The 18220-nt window shown below is 64.6% G+C and carries 16 protein-coding genes; 11 read left to right on the top strand and 5 right to left on the bottom strand.

The genetic code is table 11. From position 1 onward, the window contains the following. Nucleotides 1–22: 22 nt before the first annotated feature. Both ACTXGA_RS12070 and ACTXGA_RS12065 read right to left on the bottom strand, forming a co-directional pair. Nucleotides 23–2815, bottom strand: coding sequence for a [protein-PII] uridylyltransferase (locus ACTXGA_RS12070; RefSeq protein WP_443393953.1), 2793 nt, complete (start codon nt 2813–2815; stop codon nt 23–25). Then, nucleotides 2778–3968: a penicillin-binding protein activator gene (locus ACTXGA_RS12065; RefSeq protein WP_443393951.1), complete on the bottom strand. Its 1191-nt coding sequence runs from the start codon at nt 3966–3968 to the stop codon at nt 2778–2780. The genes ACTXGA_RS12070 and ACTXGA_RS12065 overlap by 38 nt, the downstream gene beginning before the upstream one ends. A 99-nt stretch (nt 3969–4067) precedes the next feature. On the opposite strand from ACTXGA_RS12065, the gene rsmI reads away from it, so the two are divergent. From rsmI to ACTXGA_RS12045, 4 genes are all read left to right on the top strand, one after another. Next, on the top strand, nt 4068–4994 hold the full coding sequence (rsmI, locus tag ACTXGA_RS12060) for a 16S rRNA (cytidine(1402)-2'-O)-methyltransferase (RefSeq protein WP_443393949.1): 927 nt from the start codon (nt 4068–4070) through the stop codon (nt 4992–4994). Continuing rightward, complete coding sequence (locus ACTXGA_RS12055; protein ID WP_443393947.1) at nt 4984–5406, top strand: YraN family protein; 423 nt, start codon at nt 4984–4986, stop codon at nt 5404–5406. The genes rsmI and ACTXGA_RS12055 overlap by 11 nt, the downstream gene beginning before the upstream one ends. Nucleotides 5407–5487: 81 nt before the next feature. Then, the gene (gene gshB / locus ACTXGA_RS12050) at nt 5488–6423 is read left to right on the top strand and encodes a glutathione synthase (protein ID WP_443393946.1); all 936 of its coding nucleotides are present in this window, start codon (nt 5488–5490) and stop codon (nt 6421–6423) included. Further along, nucleotides 6420–7352, top strand: a complete 933-nt coding sequence (locus tag ACTXGA_RS12045) for an alpha/beta hydrolase (protein WP_443393944.1) — start codon at nt 6420–6422, stop codon at nt 7350–7352. The genes gshB and ACTXGA_RS12045 overlap by 4 nt, the downstream gene beginning before the upstream one ends. Here the strand turns inward: ACTXGA_RS12045 and ACTXGA_RS12040 are convergent. Together ACTXGA_RS12040 and ACTXGA_RS12035 are read right to left on the bottom strand one after the other, a co-directional pair. Next, complete coding sequence (locus ACTXGA_RS12040) at nt 7318–8832, bottom strand: YifB family Mg chelatase-like AAA ATPase (RefSeq protein WP_443393942.1); 1515 nt, start codon at nt 8830–8832, stop codon at nt 7318–7320. The genes ACTXGA_RS12045 and ACTXGA_RS12040 overlap by 35 nt on opposite strands. 93 nt (nt 8833–8925) lie before the next feature. Then, on the bottom strand, nt 8926–9792 hold the full coding sequence (locus tag ACTXGA_RS12035) for a glutathione S-transferase (protein ID WP_443393940.1): 867 nt from the start codon (nt 9790–9792) through the stop codon (nt 8926–8928). A gap of 207 nt (nt 9793–9999) precedes the next feature. Here ACTXGA_RS12035 and ACTXGA_RS12030 point away from each other — a divergent pair, with 207 nt between their 5' ends. The 7 genes from ACTXGA_RS12030 to ACTXGA_RS12000 all read left to right on the top strand — a co-directional run bounded on the left by ACTXGA_RS12030 (nt 10000) and on the right by ACTXGA_RS12000 (nt 17167). Beyond that, complete coding sequence (locus ACTXGA_RS12030; RefSeq protein ID WP_443393938.1) at nt 10000–10878, top strand: RNA polymerase factor sigma-32; 879 nt, start codon at nt 10000–10002, stop codon at nt 10876–10878. Beyond that, nucleotides 10875–11666 (top strand): ChaN family lipoprotein, encoded by a 792-nt coding sequence (locus ACTXGA_RS12025; RefSeq protein WP_443393936.1) that lies wholly within the window; start codon nt 10875–10877, stop codon nt 11664–11666. Before ACTXGA_RS12030 ends, ACTXGA_RS12025 begins: the two co-directional genes overlap by 4 nt. Before the next feature lie 179 nt (nt 11667–11845). Further along, nucleotides 11846–13081, top strand: coding sequence for a bifunctional phosphopantothenoylcysteine decarboxylase/phosphopantothenate--cysteine ligase CoaBC (gene coaBC / locus ACTXGA_RS12020; protein WP_443393935.1), 1236 nt, complete (start codon nt 11846–11848; stop codon nt 13079–13081). A gap of 17 nt (nt 13082–13098) precedes the next feature. Continuing rightward, nucleotides 13099–13569 (top strand): dUTP diphosphatase, encoded by a 471-nt coding sequence (gene dut / locus ACTXGA_RS12015; RefSeq protein WP_443393933.1) that lies wholly within the window; start codon nt 13099–13101, stop codon nt 13567–13569. Next, the gene (locus ACTXGA_RS12010; protein ID WP_443393931.1) at nt 13569–14618 is read left to right on the top strand and encodes a HesA/MoeB/ThiF family protein; all 1050 of its coding nucleotides are present in this window, start codon (nt 13569–13571) and stop codon (nt 14616–14618) included. The genes dut and ACTXGA_RS12010 overlap by 1 nt, the downstream gene beginning before the upstream one ends. A 111-nt stretch (nt 14619–14729) precedes the next feature. Further along, nucleotides 14730–16751 carry a M3 family metallopeptidase gene (locus tag ACTXGA_RS12005; protein WP_443393930.1) on the top strand — a complete coding sequence of 674 codons (2022 nt, stop codon included), beginning with the start codon at nt 14730–14732 and terminating at the stop codon, nt 16749–16751. A 116-nt stretch (nt 16752–16867) separates the two neighbouring features. Then, on the top strand, nt 16868–17167 hold the full coding sequence (locus ACTXGA_RS12000) for a hypothetical protein (protein ID WP_443393928.1): 300 nt from the start codon (nt 16868–16870) through the stop codon (nt 17165–17167). A 47-nt stretch (nt 17168–17214) separates the two neighbouring features. Here the strand turns inward: ACTXGA_RS12000 and ACTXGA_RS11995 are convergent, their stop codons facing one another. After that, nucleotides 17215–18207, bottom strand: coding sequence for a TraB/GumN family protein (locus ACTXGA_RS11995; RefSeq protein ID WP_443393926.1), 993 nt, complete (start codon nt 18205–18207; stop codon nt 17215–17217). Nucleotides 18208–18220 lie beyond the last annotated feature (13 nt).

Raw genomic sequence — 18220 nt, 5'->3', positions numbered from 1 at the left:
CCGCAGACAGGCACGGCGGCGGTCAGCCGCGCGCCCGTTCTGCGCCTTCTTCGATCGCGGTGCGCAGTTTCTTTTCGATCACGTCGCGCTTGACCTTCGAATGCAGCTTCAGCCCGAACATGTCCTTGACGTAAAAGGCATCCACCACCTGTTCGCCATAGGTCGCGATGATGGCCGAGGCGATATAGATGTTCTGGCTGGCCAACGTGCGCGTCAGATCAAACAGCAGGCCGGGCCGGTCGCGGGTATCCACCTCGATGATGGTAAAGATCTCGGAGCCTTCGTTGTCAAAGGTGATATGCGTCGGAACCTTGAAGGCCTTTTCGCGCTTTTTCAGCTTGTCCTTCGGCTTCATCGCCTCGCGCGCCACGACCTCACCCAGCAGCGTCTTGCGGATGGTTTCGCGCAGGCGCGGAATGCGGATGTCCTCGTAGGGGTGGCCGTCCGAATCCTGAATCCAGAAGGCCGCCGTGGCATAGCCGTCCTTGGTCGTGAAGGTGCGCGCATCGACGATGTTCGCCCCGGCCAGCGCCAGCGCCCCGGCCAGCCGCGAAAAGATCCCCGGGTGATCCTGCAAGGCAAAACAGGCGCGGGTGGCGTCACGGTCGGGATCGGGGTGGATGTCGATCTTGATCTCGTCATCCTTGATGTCGCGCAGCAGATTGGCAAAGACCACATGCGCGGTAACATGCAGACCCTGCCAGTACGGGGGATAATGGCGTCCGGTTTCGACCCGGAGTTCGCTGTTGTTCCAGCCCTTGAGCGCCTTGCGCAGCGATTTGCGCGCCTCGGTGCCGCGGTTCTCGCGCGTCAGCGCCTCCATCCCGTCTTCGAGCGCGCGACGCGTCTGGCGATAGAGCGCGCGCAGCAGCGCGGCCTTCCAGTTGTTCCACGTCCCCGGCCCGACGCCGCGAATATCGCAGACCGTCAGCACGGTCAGCAGGTCCAGCCGCTCCTTCGTCTGAACCGCCTTGGCGAAATCGCGCACGGTGCGCGGGTCTGCTATGTCGCGTTTCTGCGCCATGTCCGACATCAGCAGGTGATAGCGGACCAGCCATTCGACAGTTGCGCTTTCGGTCTTGGACAGGCCAAGGCGCGGTGCAACGGTACGCGCGATCCGCGCGCCGAGGATCGAGTGGTCCTCATCCCGGCCCTTGCCGATATCATGCAACAGCAGCGCCACGTATAGAACGCGGCGGTTCACCCCTTCCTTCAGGATGGTCGAGGCAACCGGCAGTGCTTCTTGCAGTTGGTTGTTCTCGATCTCCGAGAGGTTCCAGATGCATTGGATGGTGTGTTCGTCCACCGTGTAATGGTGGTACATGTTGAACTGCATCATCGCGACGATGGGCGCGAATTCGGGGATGAAGGCGGCCAATACGCCCAACTCGTTCATCCGGCGCAGGGCCCGTTCCGGATTGCCGTGTTTCAGCATCAGGTCAAGGAACAGCTTGCGCGCTTCGTTGTCCTCGCGAAAGGCATTGTCGATCAGGTGCAGGTTCGCCTTCACCAGCCGCATCGCGTCGGGATGGATCAGAAGGCCGGTGCGCAGGCCTTCCTCGAACACCCGCAACAGGTTCAGCTTGTCCGACAGAAAGGCCTCGTCATCGACGATGGCCAGCCGGTTGTGCACCACGCGATAGCCGTCCTTGGTCTGCGGCACGCGGGTGAACAGCCGCTGGATCAGCGGTGCGCCCTTGGTGTGATCGGCCTCCAGAGAGGTCAGCAGGATGCGGGTCAGATCGCCGACGGCGGTGGCATGGCGGAAATAGTCCTGCATGAACCATTCCACGGCGCGCCGCCCGCCACGGTCATTGTACCCCATGCGGGCGGCAACCTCGACCTGCATGTCGAACGTCAGGTGTTCGTTGGCCCGGCCAGAAGCCAGATGCAGGTGACAGCGCACGCCCCAGAGAAAGCGTTCCGCCTGCACGAATGTCTCATATTCCTCGGGCAGGAACACGCCGCGCGTCACCAGTTCTGACACGTCGTCCGTGTGGTGGACGTATTTGATGATCCAGAACAGCGATTGCAGGTCACGCAGCCCGCCCTTGCCTTCCTTGACGTTGGGCTCGACCTTGTAACGCTGGCCCTGCTTGTCATGGCGGCTGTCGCGTTCTTCCAGCTTGGCCTCGACAAATTCCCGCGCGGTGGAATTGAACAGGTCCTTCCACAGCGTCTCTTCCAGATCCTCCGCAAGCGCCTCGTTGCCGATGATGTAGCGGCTTTCCAGCATTGCGGTGCGGATCGTGAAATCCTCTGACCCCATGCGCACGCAGTCGCGCACGGTGCGGGAACTGTGCCCGACCTTCAGCCGCAGATCCCACAGGATATACAGCATGGATTCGATCACGCTCTCGGCCCAGGGGGTGATCTTGTAAGGGGTCAGGAACAGCAGGTCGACGTCAGAATAGGGCGCCATCTCACCCCGGCCGTAGCCGCCGACAGACAGCACCGACAGGCGCTCTGACTCTGTCGGATTGGGCAGTTTGTGCAGCACTTCGGTCGCGATTTCGAACGTCAGCCGAACGATGCAATCGGTGATCCAGGTATAGGCGCGCGTCGTACGGCGCGCGCCAAAAGGCTCTCTTGCCAGCGCTTCGGCCACCACTTCGCGGCCCTTGTCCCGTGCTTCGCGCAGGACAGAGACCGTGACCTTGCGCACCTCCGCTTCGCTTGCGCCCTTGGGCAGGGCGGAAAACAGCGTGCTGCGGACCTCTGATATGTCAAAGATATCAGAGGCCGGAGCGATGAGGTTGTCCGGGTGGCTGTCGTTTTCAGAAACCGCCAGAGAGGCTGCTGGGCGCAGGGTCAAGGATCACCATCTGTTTGTCTTTTACCGTGGCGATGGCCAGCGCGCGCTGGTTGCTGCCGTTGTTCAGCAAGCGGAATACACCGCCGGTCCCGGTAAAGCTAGTCGAGGTCAGCGCTGTGGTTGACAGGGCGTCGGCCCGGCCTTCGCGCGCCAGCGCGCCGATGGCCGAGATGCCGTCATAGGCCAGCCCCGCCAGCGGATGCGGCGTGGCACCGTATTTGGCGCCGTAGCGGCCCGAGAATCCGGAAAGGCGCTGCGTGTCGGGCAGGGCAAACCATGCACCTTCGGCCCCGGCCATGCTGAACAGTTCCGGGCGCACGTCCCAGCGGGTCAGGCCCATGTACTGGATCTGGTCCGGGCTGACACCGGCTGCGGGCATCTGCGACAGCAGGATCTGCATGGCGGCGTTGTTGGCGGAGGTGGTGATGAAAACGGAATCCGCGGCACCAGAGCTGACCACCCGGCCAGCGGCCTGCGCGGCGGCGTTCACACCCTCGATCGACAGCTGGTAGGGCTCTGCGCCCACGACCCGCACGCCATTGGCGGTGGCGGCCTGCTCGATGGCAAGCTTGCCGAACTGGCCCTCGACATCGTCCGAATAGATGATGACGACGTTGCTTCTGCCGTTGCGCTTTGCGTAGCTGAGCATCCGGTTGGCGGTATTGGCAAAAGTCGGGCCAAGCACAAAGACGTTGCCGCCCGCGATGGACGGGTTGTTGGAGAAGCCAAGGACATTGACGCCCTTGTCCGCCACGGCCACGCCGGCGGCGTTCACCGCATCGGCCCGCAGGGGGCCAAGGATGATCTTCGCCCCGTCATCGACGGCCTTTTGCGCCATGGCTGCCGCCGTGGGGGCCTGTCCGCCGGTGTCATAGACCCGCAGATCGATGGTCACCCCTTCGCCCAGTTCCGCAATCGCCATTCGCGCGGCGTTTTCCAGCGACACGGCAATCGGCGCTGCGCCCTGATCCGACTTGGGGAGCAAAAGCGCGACCGGGATCGGCTCGGACGTGTTGATCCGGGGGCCGTCGCCGCCACCACTCTTGCCGATATTGGTCAGGGCAGAGGGATCACAGGCCGAAAGCGCCGCAGCGGCAATCAGCGCCGCAACCGGGCGTATTACCTTGCGGAGGTTGGCAAACATGGCAAACATGGACAAAGGACTCCCTCGTTTCAGGCGCAGGGTATGCGGTGCCTGTGGCGCACTGCGCGATTTTGCCAGACTTATAGTGAAGCGCGAAAGGGGGAACCAGTGACGATTGGTGACAGTGGCGGAAACGAGCGCGCAGTGCCTCCGGGCCTCTACCTGATCGCGACGCCCATCGGCAACGCGCGCGACATCACGCTGCGGGCGCTCGACCTGCTGGCCGGGGCGGATGTGCTGGCCGCAGAGGACACGCGCAGCCTGCGCCGGCTGATGGAACTGCACGGCGTGGCGCTGAACGACAGGCCGCTTGTGGCCTATCACGATCACAACGGCGCCCGCGTCCGGCCGCGCCTTCTGGCGGATATCGCTGCCGGAAAATCGGTGCTCTACGCCTCCGAGGCGGGGACACCGATGATCTCCGACCCGGGCTTCGATCTGGCCCGCGCCGCGACCGAGGCGGGACATCCCGTCACCAGCGCGCCGGGCGCAAGTGCCGTGATCACCGCCCTGACGCTGGCCGGATTGCCCACCGACAAGTTCCTGTTTGCCGGGTTCCTGCCCAATGCCGGGGGGCCACGCAGCAGCGCGCTGCGCGATCTCGCCGCCGTTCCCGCAACGCTTGTCTTCTACGAATCCCCCAAAAGACTGCCGGACATGCTGGAGGCCGCCGCCAAGGCGCTGGGCGACCGTGAGGCCGCGGTCTGCCGCGAATTGACCAAGAAATTCGAGGAAACGCGCCGCGGAACCCTGACGGAACTGGCCCTGCACTACCGCGAAACACCGGCGCGGGGCGAAGTCGTGGTGCTGATCGGCAAAGGCGATTCAGACTCCGTTAGGGAAATCGATCTAGAACATGAGGTGAACACTGCCCTGAAAACCATGTCCGTGCGCGATGCCGCCGATTATGTCTCGGCCCGGTTCGGGGTGAAACGCCGCCCGGTCTATCAGCTGGCGATGCGGATGTCCGCCGCGGATGCCGGGCGCGATGGGGCAGAAGACGGGGCAGAAGGAGAGGCCGAAGATGGCACTTGATCTTGTCGACGGGACACCCCCCGCGCCGGGCGATGGTCAGCAGCACCGCACCCGGCAGCTCTCGGGACGGACCGGCCATCTCGCGGGCCTCGCGGCAGAGGACTGTGTTGAACAGGACTACCTGCGCCGGGGCTATCCCGCGCTTTCGCGCCGCTGGCGCGGGCAGGGTGGGGAAATCGATCTGGTCGTGCAGGACGGTGACGGTGTGGTGATCGTCGAGGTCAAGAAAAGCCGCAGTTTCTCCCGCGCGATGGACCGCCTCTCTCAGCGCCAGATCGCGCGCCTCTGTGCCGCTGCCGAAGAATATGTCGGCACCATGCCGCGCGGGTCGCTGACCGACATCCGTTTCGACGTGGCACTGGTCAACGACCGGGGCGAAATTCGCATCGTTGAGAACGCTCTGGCCTGCTGATCTCCGGTTTCCGGCGCGCCGCCGGATTGCGCCCGCCCGCATCATGCGCCATCTATGGCGCAACGATTGCAGGGGATGCGCATGAAAATCGCCTTTCAGATGGACCCGATCACCGGGGTCGACATCAACGCCGACAGTTCCTTCCGTCTCGCCGAAGAGGCGCAGGCGCGGGGGCATGAGCTGTTCTACTACGGCCCGGATCAACTGGCCTTCGAAGAGGGGCGCGTAACCGCGCGGGGCCACTGGATGACGGTCCAGCGCGTCGCCTCTCAACCGGCCATTCTGGGCGACCGGGTGGCGGTGGACCTTGCGGACATGGACGTGATCTGGCTGCGGCAGGATCCGCCCTTCGACATGCATTACATCACCACCACCCATTTGCTTGACCGCCTCAAGGGGCAGGTTCTGGTGGTGAATGATCCGTTCTGGGTGCGCAACTCGCCGGAAAAGCTGTTGGTCCTGAACTTCCCGGCCCTCACCCCGCCCACGGCCATCGCGCGCGATCTGGATGTGCTGCGCGCCTTCCGCGAAAAGCACGGCGACATCATCCTCAAGCCGCTCTACGGCAACGGCGGCGCGGGGGTCTTCAAGCTTCAGACCGACGACGGCAACCTCAGCTCCCTGTTCGAGATGTTCACCGGTTTCTCGCGTGAGCCGCTGATCGTGCAAAAATACCTGCCCGCCGTGTCCAAGGGCGACAAGCGCGTGATCCTTGTGGATGGAGAGCCTGTGGGCGCGATCAACCGCGTTCCCGCCAAGGGCGAGGTGCGCTCCAACATGCATGTCGGCGGTCGCCCGGAAAAGGTCGACCTGACTGCGCGGGATCGCGAAATCTGCGCCGCCATCGGCCCGGAACTGCGCGAAAAGGGGCAGGTCTTTGTCGGCATCGACGTGATCGGCGACTGGCTCACGGAAATCAACGTGACCTCACCCACCGGCATTCAGGAACTCGAACGGTTCGACGGCATCAACGTCGCCGAAAAGATCTGGCAGGCGATCGAGGGCAAGCTGGCTTGAGCCGGGACACCCGGCCAAGCCTGCGCGCGCGTCTGATCAACACCTCCCTGCGGCTGATCGAAAAGCGGCGCCTTGCCCGGGTCGAGGCGCCAAAGGATCTGAGGCGCGGGTTTGAACGCAGCGCGCGGCTTTTCTTTCACGGGCCGCGCGGGGCGCGGTATGACCGGTTTCCCATGGGCGATACCCCGGCGGTCATGGTCACCGTGCCGGACGGCACATCGGGGATCGTGCTGCTCTACTTCCACGGGGGCGGCTATGTCATGGGATCGCCCCGGACCCATCAGGCGATGCTGGCCCGGTTGTGCGCAATGACCGGGTCCAGCGCCATTCTGCCGGATTATCGCAAGGCGCCGGAACATCCTTTTCCCGCGGCCTTCGAGGATGCGATGGCGGCCTATGCCAAACTCTTGGGGGATGAGACGCCGCCCGCGCAGATCGTGATCGGCGGCGACAGCGCGGGGGGCGGGCTGGCGCTGGCGCTTCTGGCAGAGATCTGCCGCCGGGGCCTGCCGCAACCGGCGAGGTGTTTCGCCTTTTCGCCGCTCACTGACCTGACGTTTTCGGGCGCGTCCTTTCAGGCCAATGCAGAGGCAGAGGTGATGCTGCCGGTCAGCCGGGCGCGCGGCATGCAAGAGATGTATCTGGGAACCGCCGATCCGCGCGATCCAAGGGTCTCGCCGCTCTTTGCCGATTTCACCGGGGCCTGCCCGGTCTGGCTGGTTGCCGGGGACACGGAGATCCTGCTGGACGATACAAGGCGGATGGCAGAACGGCTGCGCGCGCAAGGCGTGACCGTGTCAGAGCGGATCGCGCACGATCTGCCGCATGTCTGGCCGATCTTTCACAATGTCCTGCCAGAGGCGCGGCGCACGCTGCGCGACCTGGCGCGCTGGATCAACTCTCTTTCGCAGACAGCAGCCGATAACTGAGCGCCTCGGCCACGTGGTCGCGCCGGACCTCTGCGCTGTGATCCAGATCGGCGATGGTGCGCGCCACCCGCAGCACCCGGTGATACCCGCGCGCGGTCAGGTCGAACCGTTCGGCGGCCCGCGTCAGCAGATCGCGCCCCTGCGGATCCGGCGTCGCCACCTCTTCCAGCACCTGCCCTTCGGCATCGGCATTTGTGCGCAGGCTGTCATGCTCCGCGAACCGCGCGATTTGAATTCCACGCGCGGCGGCGACCCGTTCCGCCACCTGCGCCGAACTGTCGCCCGAGGCTGGCAGATCAAGATCGGAAAAGGCGACCGGCGGCACCTCCAGCCGCAGATCGAACCGGTCCATGAGCGGGCCTGAGATGCGGCCAAGGTAATCCTCACCACAATTGGGCGCGCGCGAGCAGGCCTGCGCCGGATCGGTGAGATAGCCGCATTTGCAGGGATTGGCGGCGGCCACCAGCAGGAACCGCGAGGGATAGCGGATATGCGCATTGGCCCGCGCCACCACCACCTCTCCGGTTTCGATGGGCTGGCGCAGGGTTTCCAGCACCGTGCGCGGGTATTCGGGAAACTCGTCCATGAACAGCACGCCGTTGTGGGCCAGGCTGATCTCTCCCGGTTTCGCCCCGCGCCCGCCACCGATCAGCGCCGCCATCGACGCCGTGTGATGCGGCTCTCGAAAGGGCCGGGTGCGAGAGATACCGCCATCCGTCAAAAGCCCGGCAATCGAATGGATCATCGAGGTTTCCAGCGCCTCGATCGGCGTCAGCGGCGGCAGCACCCCGGGCAGGCGCGCCGCCAGCATGGATTTGCCGGACCCGGGCGGGCCGACCATCATCAGGTGATGCCGCCCGGCGGCGGCAATCTCCAGCGCTCGCTTGGCCCGTTCCTGCCCCTTGACGTCGCGCAGGTCACGCGCCGCGGCACCGCCGGTCACCTCGCCCGGCAGCGCCGGTTCCAGCACGCTGGCGCCAGAAAAATGGCGCACGATTTCCAACAGGTTGCCCGCGCCGATCACCGTGCAGGCCTCGACCCAGGCCGCCTCCGGCCCGGAGGCGCGCGGGCAGATCAGCGTTCGATCCTCCTCGGCGGCGGCCATTGCGGCGGGCAGGGCGCCGACCACCGGCAACAGGTCACCGTCCAGAGACAACTCACCCAGCGCCACGGTCTGCGCGATGGCGTCCTTGGGCAGGATGTCCAGCGCCGCCAGCAGACCCAGCGCGATGGGCAGATCGAAATGGGACCCCTCTTTCGGCAGGTCCGCAGGCGCGAGGTTAATGGTGATCCGCTTGGACGGCAGCGCAATGGCCAGCGATGTCAGCGCCGTCCGCACCCGGTCCCGCGCCTCTGACACGGCCTTGTCCGGCAGGCCGACGATGGAAAAGGCCGGCACGCCCGGCGTCACGGCGCATTGCACCTCGACCGGGCGGGCCTGAACACCTTCGAAGGCGACTGTATGGGCGCGCGCGACCATCTCACTCCCGGATCATCGTTCCGGGACTGAGACTGCGCCGCGCGTGGTTAGCAATTGGTTAACGAAGACCGGGCGGATTAAGAAATGCGCCCCTCAGCCGTCGCGCAGCGCCACGAAGGCGGGCCATGCGTCCGGGTCATTCACCGTCTTGTCGCGGCAAAACGCGTTGCAGAACCCGAAAATGCGGCCTTCGGTTTCCATCAGATGGGTGACCGGATCGCCGGAATAGGGGCAGCGGTCGTTCTCGGCCACACCCTCCTCCACCGCCCGCGCCTTGCGCGGTGCCGGTCCGGGCCAGCTGACTTGCGGATACTCGCGGTCATACCACGGCAGCGTCGCCCCCCGCGCCAGCCCCATCGCGCGCCAGCGTCGAAAGGCCGGATCGGCCAGATGCTGCGCGACATAGGCCTGCGCGGTGTCGGACACAGGCAGGCCATAGCCCGCGATCCGCATCGCCACCGGGGCAAAAAACGCGTCAGCCACGGAGTACTCCCCGGCCAGCCACGGCCCGCCCGACCGTTCCAGCGCATAACCCCACAGCGACTGCACGCGGTCCAGATCCTTTTGCAGCGCCTCCGGCACCGGCACATCGCAATAGGCCGCGCGCAGGTTCATCGGGCACAACTCGCGCAGCGTGCCATAGCTGGAATGCATCTCTGCCGCCAAACCGCGCGCCAACGCCCGCAGGCCGGGATTGTTGGGCCAAAGGCCCGCGCCCGGATGACGGCTGGCCAGTTCCTCACCGATGGCAAGGCTGTCCCAGATCACGGTGCCATCCGACAGCACCAGCGTCGGCACCGTGCGCGCCGGGGCAAAGGCGGCCATCTGCTCTGCCACGCCTGCCTTCATGAAATCCACGATCTCGATGGACACCGGGATGTCAAACCGGCGGAACAGCAGCCAGGCCCGCAGGGACCAGCTGGAATAACTGTAGTCGCCAAGAAAAAGTCTGTCGGTCATGGAACCCCCACCAAAATCTTTGCGTTGTCATACCGTGGAGTGCGCCTGTCGTGAATTGAGTGTTTGTGCGGCAAGCCATCATCGAACGCGATTGATCGGTTGGCAGGCATAATTTCGCGACATTTTGTGATCCACCTGCCGAGGTGCCACGTAACAACTGTAAAATCCCCCGATCCGCGGGGTCAGATTTGCAACAGGGGAGCAACAATGGCACTCGATTCCTTCAGCGACCAATCCCTTTCCCGCCGCGCCATGAAGGCAGAACTTCTTGACGCGGAGACGGAGTTGAAACTGGCCTATGCCTGGCGCGATGAGCGTGACGAACAGGCGCTGCACCGGCTCATTCAGGCCTACATGCGGCTGGCGATTTCGATGGCGTCCAAATTCCGCCGCTACGGCGCGCCAATGGGCGACCTGATACAAGAGGCCAGCCTTGGTCTGATGAAAGCCGCCGACAAATTCGACCCGGATCGCGGCGTGCGCTTTTCGACCTACGCGGTCTGGTGGATCAAGGCGTCCATTCAGGACTATGTGATGCGCAACTGGTCGATGGTGCGCACCGGATCGACCTCTTCGCAGAAATCGCTGTTCTTCAACATGCGCCGCGTGCAGGCGCGTCTGGAACGTGAGGCCGCAGCCTCGGGTGAAGAGTTGGACGGCCATCAACTGCGCCACAAGATCGCCAGCGAGATCGGCGTGCCGTTGCGCGACGTCGAGATGATGGAGGGCCGCCTCTCCGGTTCCGACTACTCGCTGAACGCCACCCAATCGGTCGAGGATGAGGGCCGCGAGTGGATCGACACCATCGAAGATGACGGCGAGCAAGCCTCCGAAATCGTCGAAAACGCCCATGACACCGAACAGCTGCGCGATTGGCTGGTGCAGGCGATGGGTGCGCTGAACGACCGAGAGCGGTTCATCGTGCGCGAACGCAAGCTGCGCGAGGACACACGCACGCTGGAATCGCTTGGCAATGAACTGGGCCTCAGCAAGGAACGCGTCCGTCAGCTGGAGGCGGCCGCCTTCGGCAAGATGCGCAAGGCGCTTGAAGCGCAGTCCGGAGAAGTGTTTCACTTCCTCGCATGAAACGCCTGATCCTTGGCCTGCTGGCCCTTGCCTCGCCCGCTGTTGCGGAGGTTCCCACCGATGCCGATGTGCTGTTTCTGGGCGAGGTGCATGACAACCCCGGCCATCACGCCCGTCAGGCAGAAATCGTTTCGCAGGTGCAGCCACGGGCGATCGTCTGGGAAATGCTGGACAGCGCAGAGGCGGGGCGTGTGACGCCCGAGCTGATCGCCGATCAGGCCGCGCTTGACGCCGCTTTGGGCTGGACGGGCAGCGGCTGGCCCGATTTCGCGATGTACTATCCGATCTTCGCGGCGGCGCCGGATGCCGCGCATTACGGGGCCGAAATGCCCCGTGACAGGGCGCGGGCGGTGATGGAACAGGGGCGCTCTTCCGTTTCCATCTCGCATCCGGGCCTGCAGGCGTTGCTGATGGCCGACTACGCCAACCCCGCAGAGTTGCAGCTTCGGCTTGATCTGCAGATGGCGTCCCATTGTAACGCCCTGCCAGAGGACCTGCTGCCCCAGATGGTCGATGTGCAGCGCGTGCGCGACACCCTGCTGGCCGCCGAGGCGGCAAAGGCGCTGGAGGACACCGGCGGCCCGGTGGTTGTCATCACCGGCAACGGCCACGCCCGCAGGGATTGGGGCGCAACATACCTCTTGGCCGCCGTCGGAAAAGGCGCGGTGATCTGGGCACTGGGGCAGGCCGAGGATGGCCGCCCCGCGCCAGAGGGCGGCTTTGACCTGATAGAAAGCAGCCCGCCCGTCGACCGCGAAGACCCCTGCGCCGCGTTCCGCAAGGACTGAGATTTGCGCCGCGCCGCCGGGCGCAAAGGTTAAATCATCGTGAAAACGCGCCTGTAACCCCTTGATCCTGCATTCCCCCTAACCTGTCCACGCGTGGACAGACCCCGCGCCGCTCACGGTCGGCCCTTGCGGTCAGGGGTGCAAGTTGCATAGTGCGAGGGTCTTTTGGAGGGTCCGTCGTGCTGGCCGGAAAACGTATCCTGTTGATCATCGGCGGCGGCATCGCCGCCTACAAATGCCTCGACCTGATCCGCCGCTTGCGTGAGCGCGGGGCAGAGGTGACGCCGGTCATGACCCGCGCCGCCGAAGAGTTCGTCACCCCTCTCAGCGTCTCGGCCCTTGCCGGCGAAGAGGTCCACCGCGATCTCTTTGACCTGACCAAGGAGGCCCAGATGGGCCATATCCAGCTCAGCCGCGTCGCGGACCTCCTGGTGGTTGCCCCCTGCACCGCCGACCTGATGGCCAAGATGGCCGGCGGGTTCGCCAATGATCTGGCCACGACGCTATTGATGGCGACGGACACCCCGGTGGCCATCGTCCCCGCCATGAACGTCCGCATGTGGAACCACCCCGCGACCCAGCGCAACCTCGCCACCCTGCAGGGCGACGGCGTGCGGGTGATCGGCCCCAACTCGGGCGACATGGCTTGCGGTGAACACGGGCCGGGCCGGATGGCCGAACCGCTAGAAATCGTCGCCGCGATAGAGGATAACTTCGCCGCCGGGCCGCTGGCCGGGCGGCGCGTGCTTGTCACTTCCGGCCCCACGCATGAACCCATCGACCCGGTGCGCTATATCGCCAACCGCTCCTCCGGCGCGCAGGGCACGGCCATTGCCGAGGCGCTGCGCGATCTGGGGGCAGAGGTTGTCTTTGTCACCGGCCCCGCCGATGTGGCGCGACCCACGGGGGTAGAGGTGGTCGAGGTCGAGACCGCAGAAGAGATGCGCGCGGCGGTGATGCAGGCGCTGCCGGTCGAGGCGGGCGTTTTTGCCGCCGCCGTCGCGGACTGGCGCGTGGCCTCTGCCAGCGGGTCGAAGATCAAGAAAGAGGGTGGCAAGCTGCCCGTTCTGGAATTTGCCGAAAACCCGGACATCCTGAAAGAAGTGTCACATCTGGCGGAGGGGCGGCCAAAGCTGGTCGTCGGCTTTGCGGCTGAAACGGACGAAGTCGTGGCGCACGCCACCGCCAAACGGCTGCGCAAGGGCTGTGACTGGATCGTCGCCAATGACGTCTCACCCGCCACGGGCATCATGGGTGGGACGGAGAACGCCGTTGTATTGATTTCCGAGGACGGGGCCGAGACATGGCCGCGCGCCGCCAAGCGAGAGGTGGCCGAACGGCTGGCCAACCGGATGGCCGAGGCGCTGGGCGCGGTCCTGCGCGCGCCCGGACCGTGGGATGGCACCAAGGGCTGAGGCCGGGGAATAAAGATTTGACCCAAGAATCAAAACAGGTCGCGATTTCCTTTCAGTGGGAAGAAGAGGCGGATCAAGGTCTAGGACTGCCGACCTATGCCACCGCCGGGGCCGCGGGTGCGGACCTGCGGGCCAACTTGCCTGACCGTGGGCAGATTGTGCTACAAGCCGGGGCGCGCGCGCTGGTGCCGACAGGCCTGCGGATCGCGGTGCCGGACGGCTATGAGGTGCAGATCCGGCCGCGTTCCGGGCTAGCGCTGAAACACGGGATCACGCTGCCGAATGCGCCGGGCACCATCGACAGCGATTATCGCGGCCCCTTGGGTGTGATCGTGATGAACGCCGGGGCTGAGCCCTTTGTCATCGCCCACGGCGACCGGATTGCACAGATGGTGGTGGCCCCGGTGGTGCGTGCCCTGTTCGAGGAGGCGGCGCTGACAGAGACCGCCCGAGGCGCGGGTGGCTTCGGTTCGACGGGACGCGGCTGATGGCTGTGGTTCTTTTGCTTGCGGCGGCGCTCTGGGGCGTCGGCCACCTGATGAAGACGCCGATTGTGGCGCGCCTTTACATGCTGGGGCTGCTCTATGTGGCCGTCCTGATGGTGCATGTGCTGCTGCCGCTCGGCCATCCACTGCGTGTGGCCACGGGCGGCAGCGCAGCGGGCTGGCTGATCCTTGGCGGATTGGCGGCGCTTGCTCTGGGCTATGCCGTCATTGTTCGGCGGCTCAGGGCGCGGGCCGTTCAGCATGAAGTGGCCGACGCCCCCAAGCCTGATCCGAGCAAATTCCGCGAAGGCGAGCTGGAGCGTTATGCCCGCCACATCGTGCTGCGGGAATTGGGCGGGCCGGGTCAGAAGCGGTTGAAAGAGGCCAAGGTGCTGGTCGTGGGGGCCGGCGGCCTTGGCTCGCCAGCGCTGCTCTACCTTGCGGCAGCGGGCGTCGGGGTGATCGGCGTGATTGACGATGATGAGGTCGACAGCGGCAACCTGCAACGGCAGGTCATCCACACCGATGCCCGGATCGGCATGCCCAAGGTGTTTTCCGCGCAGGCCGCGATGGAGGCGTTGAACCCCTACATCGAAGTGCGCCCCTATAAACGAAGGCTGTCAGCGGAGATCGTGAATGATCTGCTGGCGGACTACGATGTCGTGTTGGATGGCACCGACAATTTCGACACCCGCTACATGGTGAATCGGGCCTGCGTGGCGGCAGGCAAGCCGCTGATTTCCGGCGCGCTCAGTCAGTGGGAAGGGCAGGTATCGGTGTTCCATCCTGCTGAAGAGGGCCCCTGTTACCAGTGTATCTTTCCGGAGGCTCCTGCGGCGGGCCTTGCGCCCTCTTGCGCAGAGGCAGGAGTTTTGGGGCCGTTACCCGGTGTCGTGGGCTCGATGATGGCGGTGGAATGTATCAAGCTGATCGCCGGGGCGGGGGCGGTCCTGCGGGGTGAGATGCTGATCTATGACGCGCTGTGGGGTGAGACGCGCAAGATCCGGCTGAACCGCCGCGCGGATTGCCCGGTCTGCGGAAAGCAGGATTGAGTCGCCGAACAACGGGGCTTTGCCCAAGTCTACCTTCAAACAAACGCAGGCGCGGATTGAAGCAGCCGTGTGCGAGGCATAGCTTGGCCTCAAAGAACTCAGGAGACAGAGATGACCAACCCCTTGCTGGCCGACTGGGACACCCCCTTTGGCATCGCGCCCTTTGCCCGGATTACGGATGAGGATTTCGCGCCCGCGCTGGAAGAGGCGCTGAAATCGCACATGGCCGAGATCGAGGCGATCGCGGGCAACGAAGAGGCGCCGACCTTTGCCAATACCATCGAGGCGATGGAGGGCGCGGGCGAGGCGCTGGACAAGGTTCTGGGCACCTTCTTCAACGTGGCAGGCGCTGACAGCAACGACACGCGTCAGGCCCTGCAGCGGGACTTTTCGCCCAAGCTGTCGGCGCATTTCTCTGCCATCAATTCGCACGAAGCGCTGTTTGCCCGGATTCAGACCCTTTGGGACCAGCGCGACGAACTGGACCTGAGCGACGAAGAGGCGCGCGTGCTCTACCTGACGCATCGTGGTTTTGTCCGGGGCGGTGCGGCGCTGAAGGGTGCCGATGCCGAGCGGATGAAAGAGGTCAAATCGCGGCTGGCGGTTCTGGGGACAGAGTTCACACAGAACCTGTTGAAGGACGAGTCCGACTGGTCGATGGCGTTGAGCGAGGCCGATCTTGAGGGTCTGCCCGGTTTCGTCGTGGATGCCGCACGCGCCGCCGGAGAAGCGGCAGGGGCTGACGGGCCTCTGGTCACGCTGTCGCGGTCTTTGATCGTGCCTTTCCTGCAGTTTTCGCCGCGCCGCGACCTGCGGGAAAAGGCCTGGCGGGCCTGGGTGATGCGCGGTGAGAATGGTGGCGCGACGGACAACCGAGGCATCGCCGCCGAGATCCTGAAGCTGCGCCAAGAGCGGGCCGGGTTGTTGGGTTACGATGATTTTGCGCAATACAAGCTGGAAACCGAGATGGCCGGTACGCCGGACCGGGTGCGCGAGTTGCTGATGGCGGTTTGGGAGCCGGCCAAAGGGGCAGCCTTGTCGGATGCCGCAGAGATGGAAGCCATGCTGCGGGCGGATGGGATTGCAGGACCGCTGGAGCCTTGGGACTGGCGTTACTACGCCGAAAAGCGGCGCAAGGCCCTGCATGATCTGGATGAGGCCGAGCTGAAGCCCTACCTGCAACTGGACCGCATGATCGAGGCGGCCTTTGCCTGTTCCAAGCGTCTGTTCGGACTGGAATTCGCGCCGCTGGACGTGGAACTGTATCATCCCGACTGCCGCGCATGGGAAGTGACCCGTGACGGTCAGCATGTGGCGGTCTTTGTCGGCGATTACTTCGCGCGGGCGTCGAAACGGTCGGGCGCGTGGTGTTCTGCCTTCCGCTCTCAGGCCAAGCGGCCAAAGGTGGAAACGCCGATCGTCGTCAACGTCTGCAACTTTGCCAAACCCTCGGCGGGCAAGCCTGCGCTGTTGTCTTATGACGATGCGCGCACGCTGTTCCATGAATTCGGGCACGCCCTGCACCAGATGCTGTCCGACGTGGAATTCGGCTCTGTCTCCGGCACCTCCGTGGCGCGGGATTTCGTCGAACTGCCCTCTCAGCTGTACGAACACTGGCTGGAAGTGCCGGAGGTTCTGAGCGAATTCGCAACCCATGCGGAAACCGGCGAGCCGATGCCAGAGGCGTTGCTGGACAAGGTGCTGAAGGCGGCGACCTTCGACATGGGGTTCCAGACGGTGGAATATGTGGCCTCTGCGCTTGTGGATCTGGAATTCCACTCCGGCCCCGCCCCGGCGGACCCGATGCAGAAACAGGCTGAGGTGCTGGAAGGGCTGGGGATGCCGCGTGCAATTACCATGCGCCATGCGACGCCGCACTTCGCGCATGTGTTCGCCGGGGACGGCTATTCGTCTGGCTATTACAGCTACATGTGGTCCGAGGTGATGGATGCGGATGCCTTTGCCGCCTTTGAGGAGGCGGGCGGGGCCTTTGATCCTGCAACGGCCCAAAAGCTGGAAGAGTTCATCCTGTCCAAGGGCGGATCGGTCGAGGCCGAGGAGTTGTACCTGCAGTTCCGTGGGCGCATGCCCGGGGTCGAGGCCCTGTTGAAGGGGCGCGGTCTGGAGGCTTGATCCTGTCTTGTCCCGCGCCTTTTCCGTCAGGCGCGGGACATCCCCTACAGTTTTACGATTTCTAGAGGGGTTTCTGCGAGTCCTGCGCTCGAAGTGGGAGCAACAGGAGAATCCTCATGAAATCGTTTGCCGCAGCGCTGCTCATCATGATCCCGGCCTTGGCATGGGCCGCACCGCAGAACACCAATACCCCTGCCGACACGATCCATCCGAATATTCACAGCAAGGTGGGTGGGGGCGATGCGCTGAACGCCAACCCCAACGGCGTGACACCCAATGGCGGCCAAATCCACGGCATCGCCAACAATCCGGGCAAAAGCGGCAGCCGCCCGAACGAAGACGGGGTGCGTGGACAGGCGAATGAACTGGGCACGATGCATGGTGGCATCGGGTCCAAGAACAAGAACGTCGACTGACAGGTGCAATGATGGGGTGGCGCGATTGCGCGCCGCCCTTTGGGGCGTCAGAACGGCAGGCGTTCCAACGCGAAACCCTCTTGCTTCAACAGGTTGAGCACACCCTGTTCGCCGCCCAGATGTGCGGCGCCAAAGCCCGCGACGACGGTGCCTTTTGTATCGTCCAGCGCCTGCAGGATCACCGGGATCCAGGCGCGGTTGCGACCAGAGATCAGCGCTTCGTCCAGCACCGCGAAAACCTCGGTTGTTTCGGCCTCCGTCAGTGGGGTCAGGCGGGGGGAGAGCACCTCCAGCACGATCTGCCCGGCCCCATGGGTTTCGGCGAAATAGCTGCTCAGAACGGTTTCAAACAGATCCTCGGCGTCCTTCGGTGAACTGAGTGCAGAGCGGATCATCAGCATCTGCATGTCCATAGGCAGATCGGCGAAGGCGGCAAAGCCGGTGTCGAAGGGTTCCAACGCCATCGTCCGCACTCCGGCGTCTTGTGCCGCAGCCTCCAGCCGTGCATCCAGCCCGTTGCGATCCTCCAACCGGTCGGCCAGGCAAGGAGGGATCGCCAGCAGCATCGACACATACCAGGGCCGCATCCGCGCGCCCATGAATGGCGGCAACCCGCGCTGGCGCATCGCCTCGGCCAATTGGTCCCAGTCTTCCTCGGGCAGCAGGTCCGGCAGGGTCTGGTCAGGCAAGAGCAACATGTCCATGTCGCTCTGCAGGCTGGCCTGCAATTCGGCCTCTTCGACAGCCGTCATTTCGAGCAACAGCAGATCGGCGGATTTGACCAGCGGCGCCAGTCGGTCAGCCGGGGCGTTCAGCCGGTCGTCGGACAGGTGCATCGTGCCGATCAGGTGTAGAACGTCATCGCCCCGTGTGGCGCGCCAATGGTTTCCTTCGGCATAGGGCGTGGCGTCTAGGCGGCTTTGCAGGGCCTCCGCTTCACCTTCGGTCAGGGCGTTCAGCAGGCTTTGGCCGGCACAGGCCGCGTACAGTGGTGCGGCCAGCAGGCTGCAAAGGGTCGTGGCGATGAGGATCAGGCGCATCGAAGTCTCCCGG

Origin of the sequence: Antarctobacter jejuensis, from assembly GCF_052266595.1 — a bacterium.
Lineage (GTDB): Bacteria > Pseudomonadota > Alphaproteobacteria > Rhodobacterales > Rhodobacteraceae > Antarctobacter > Antarctobacter jejuensis.
This window is presented reverse-complemented; position numbering and strand designations above follow the sequence as displayed.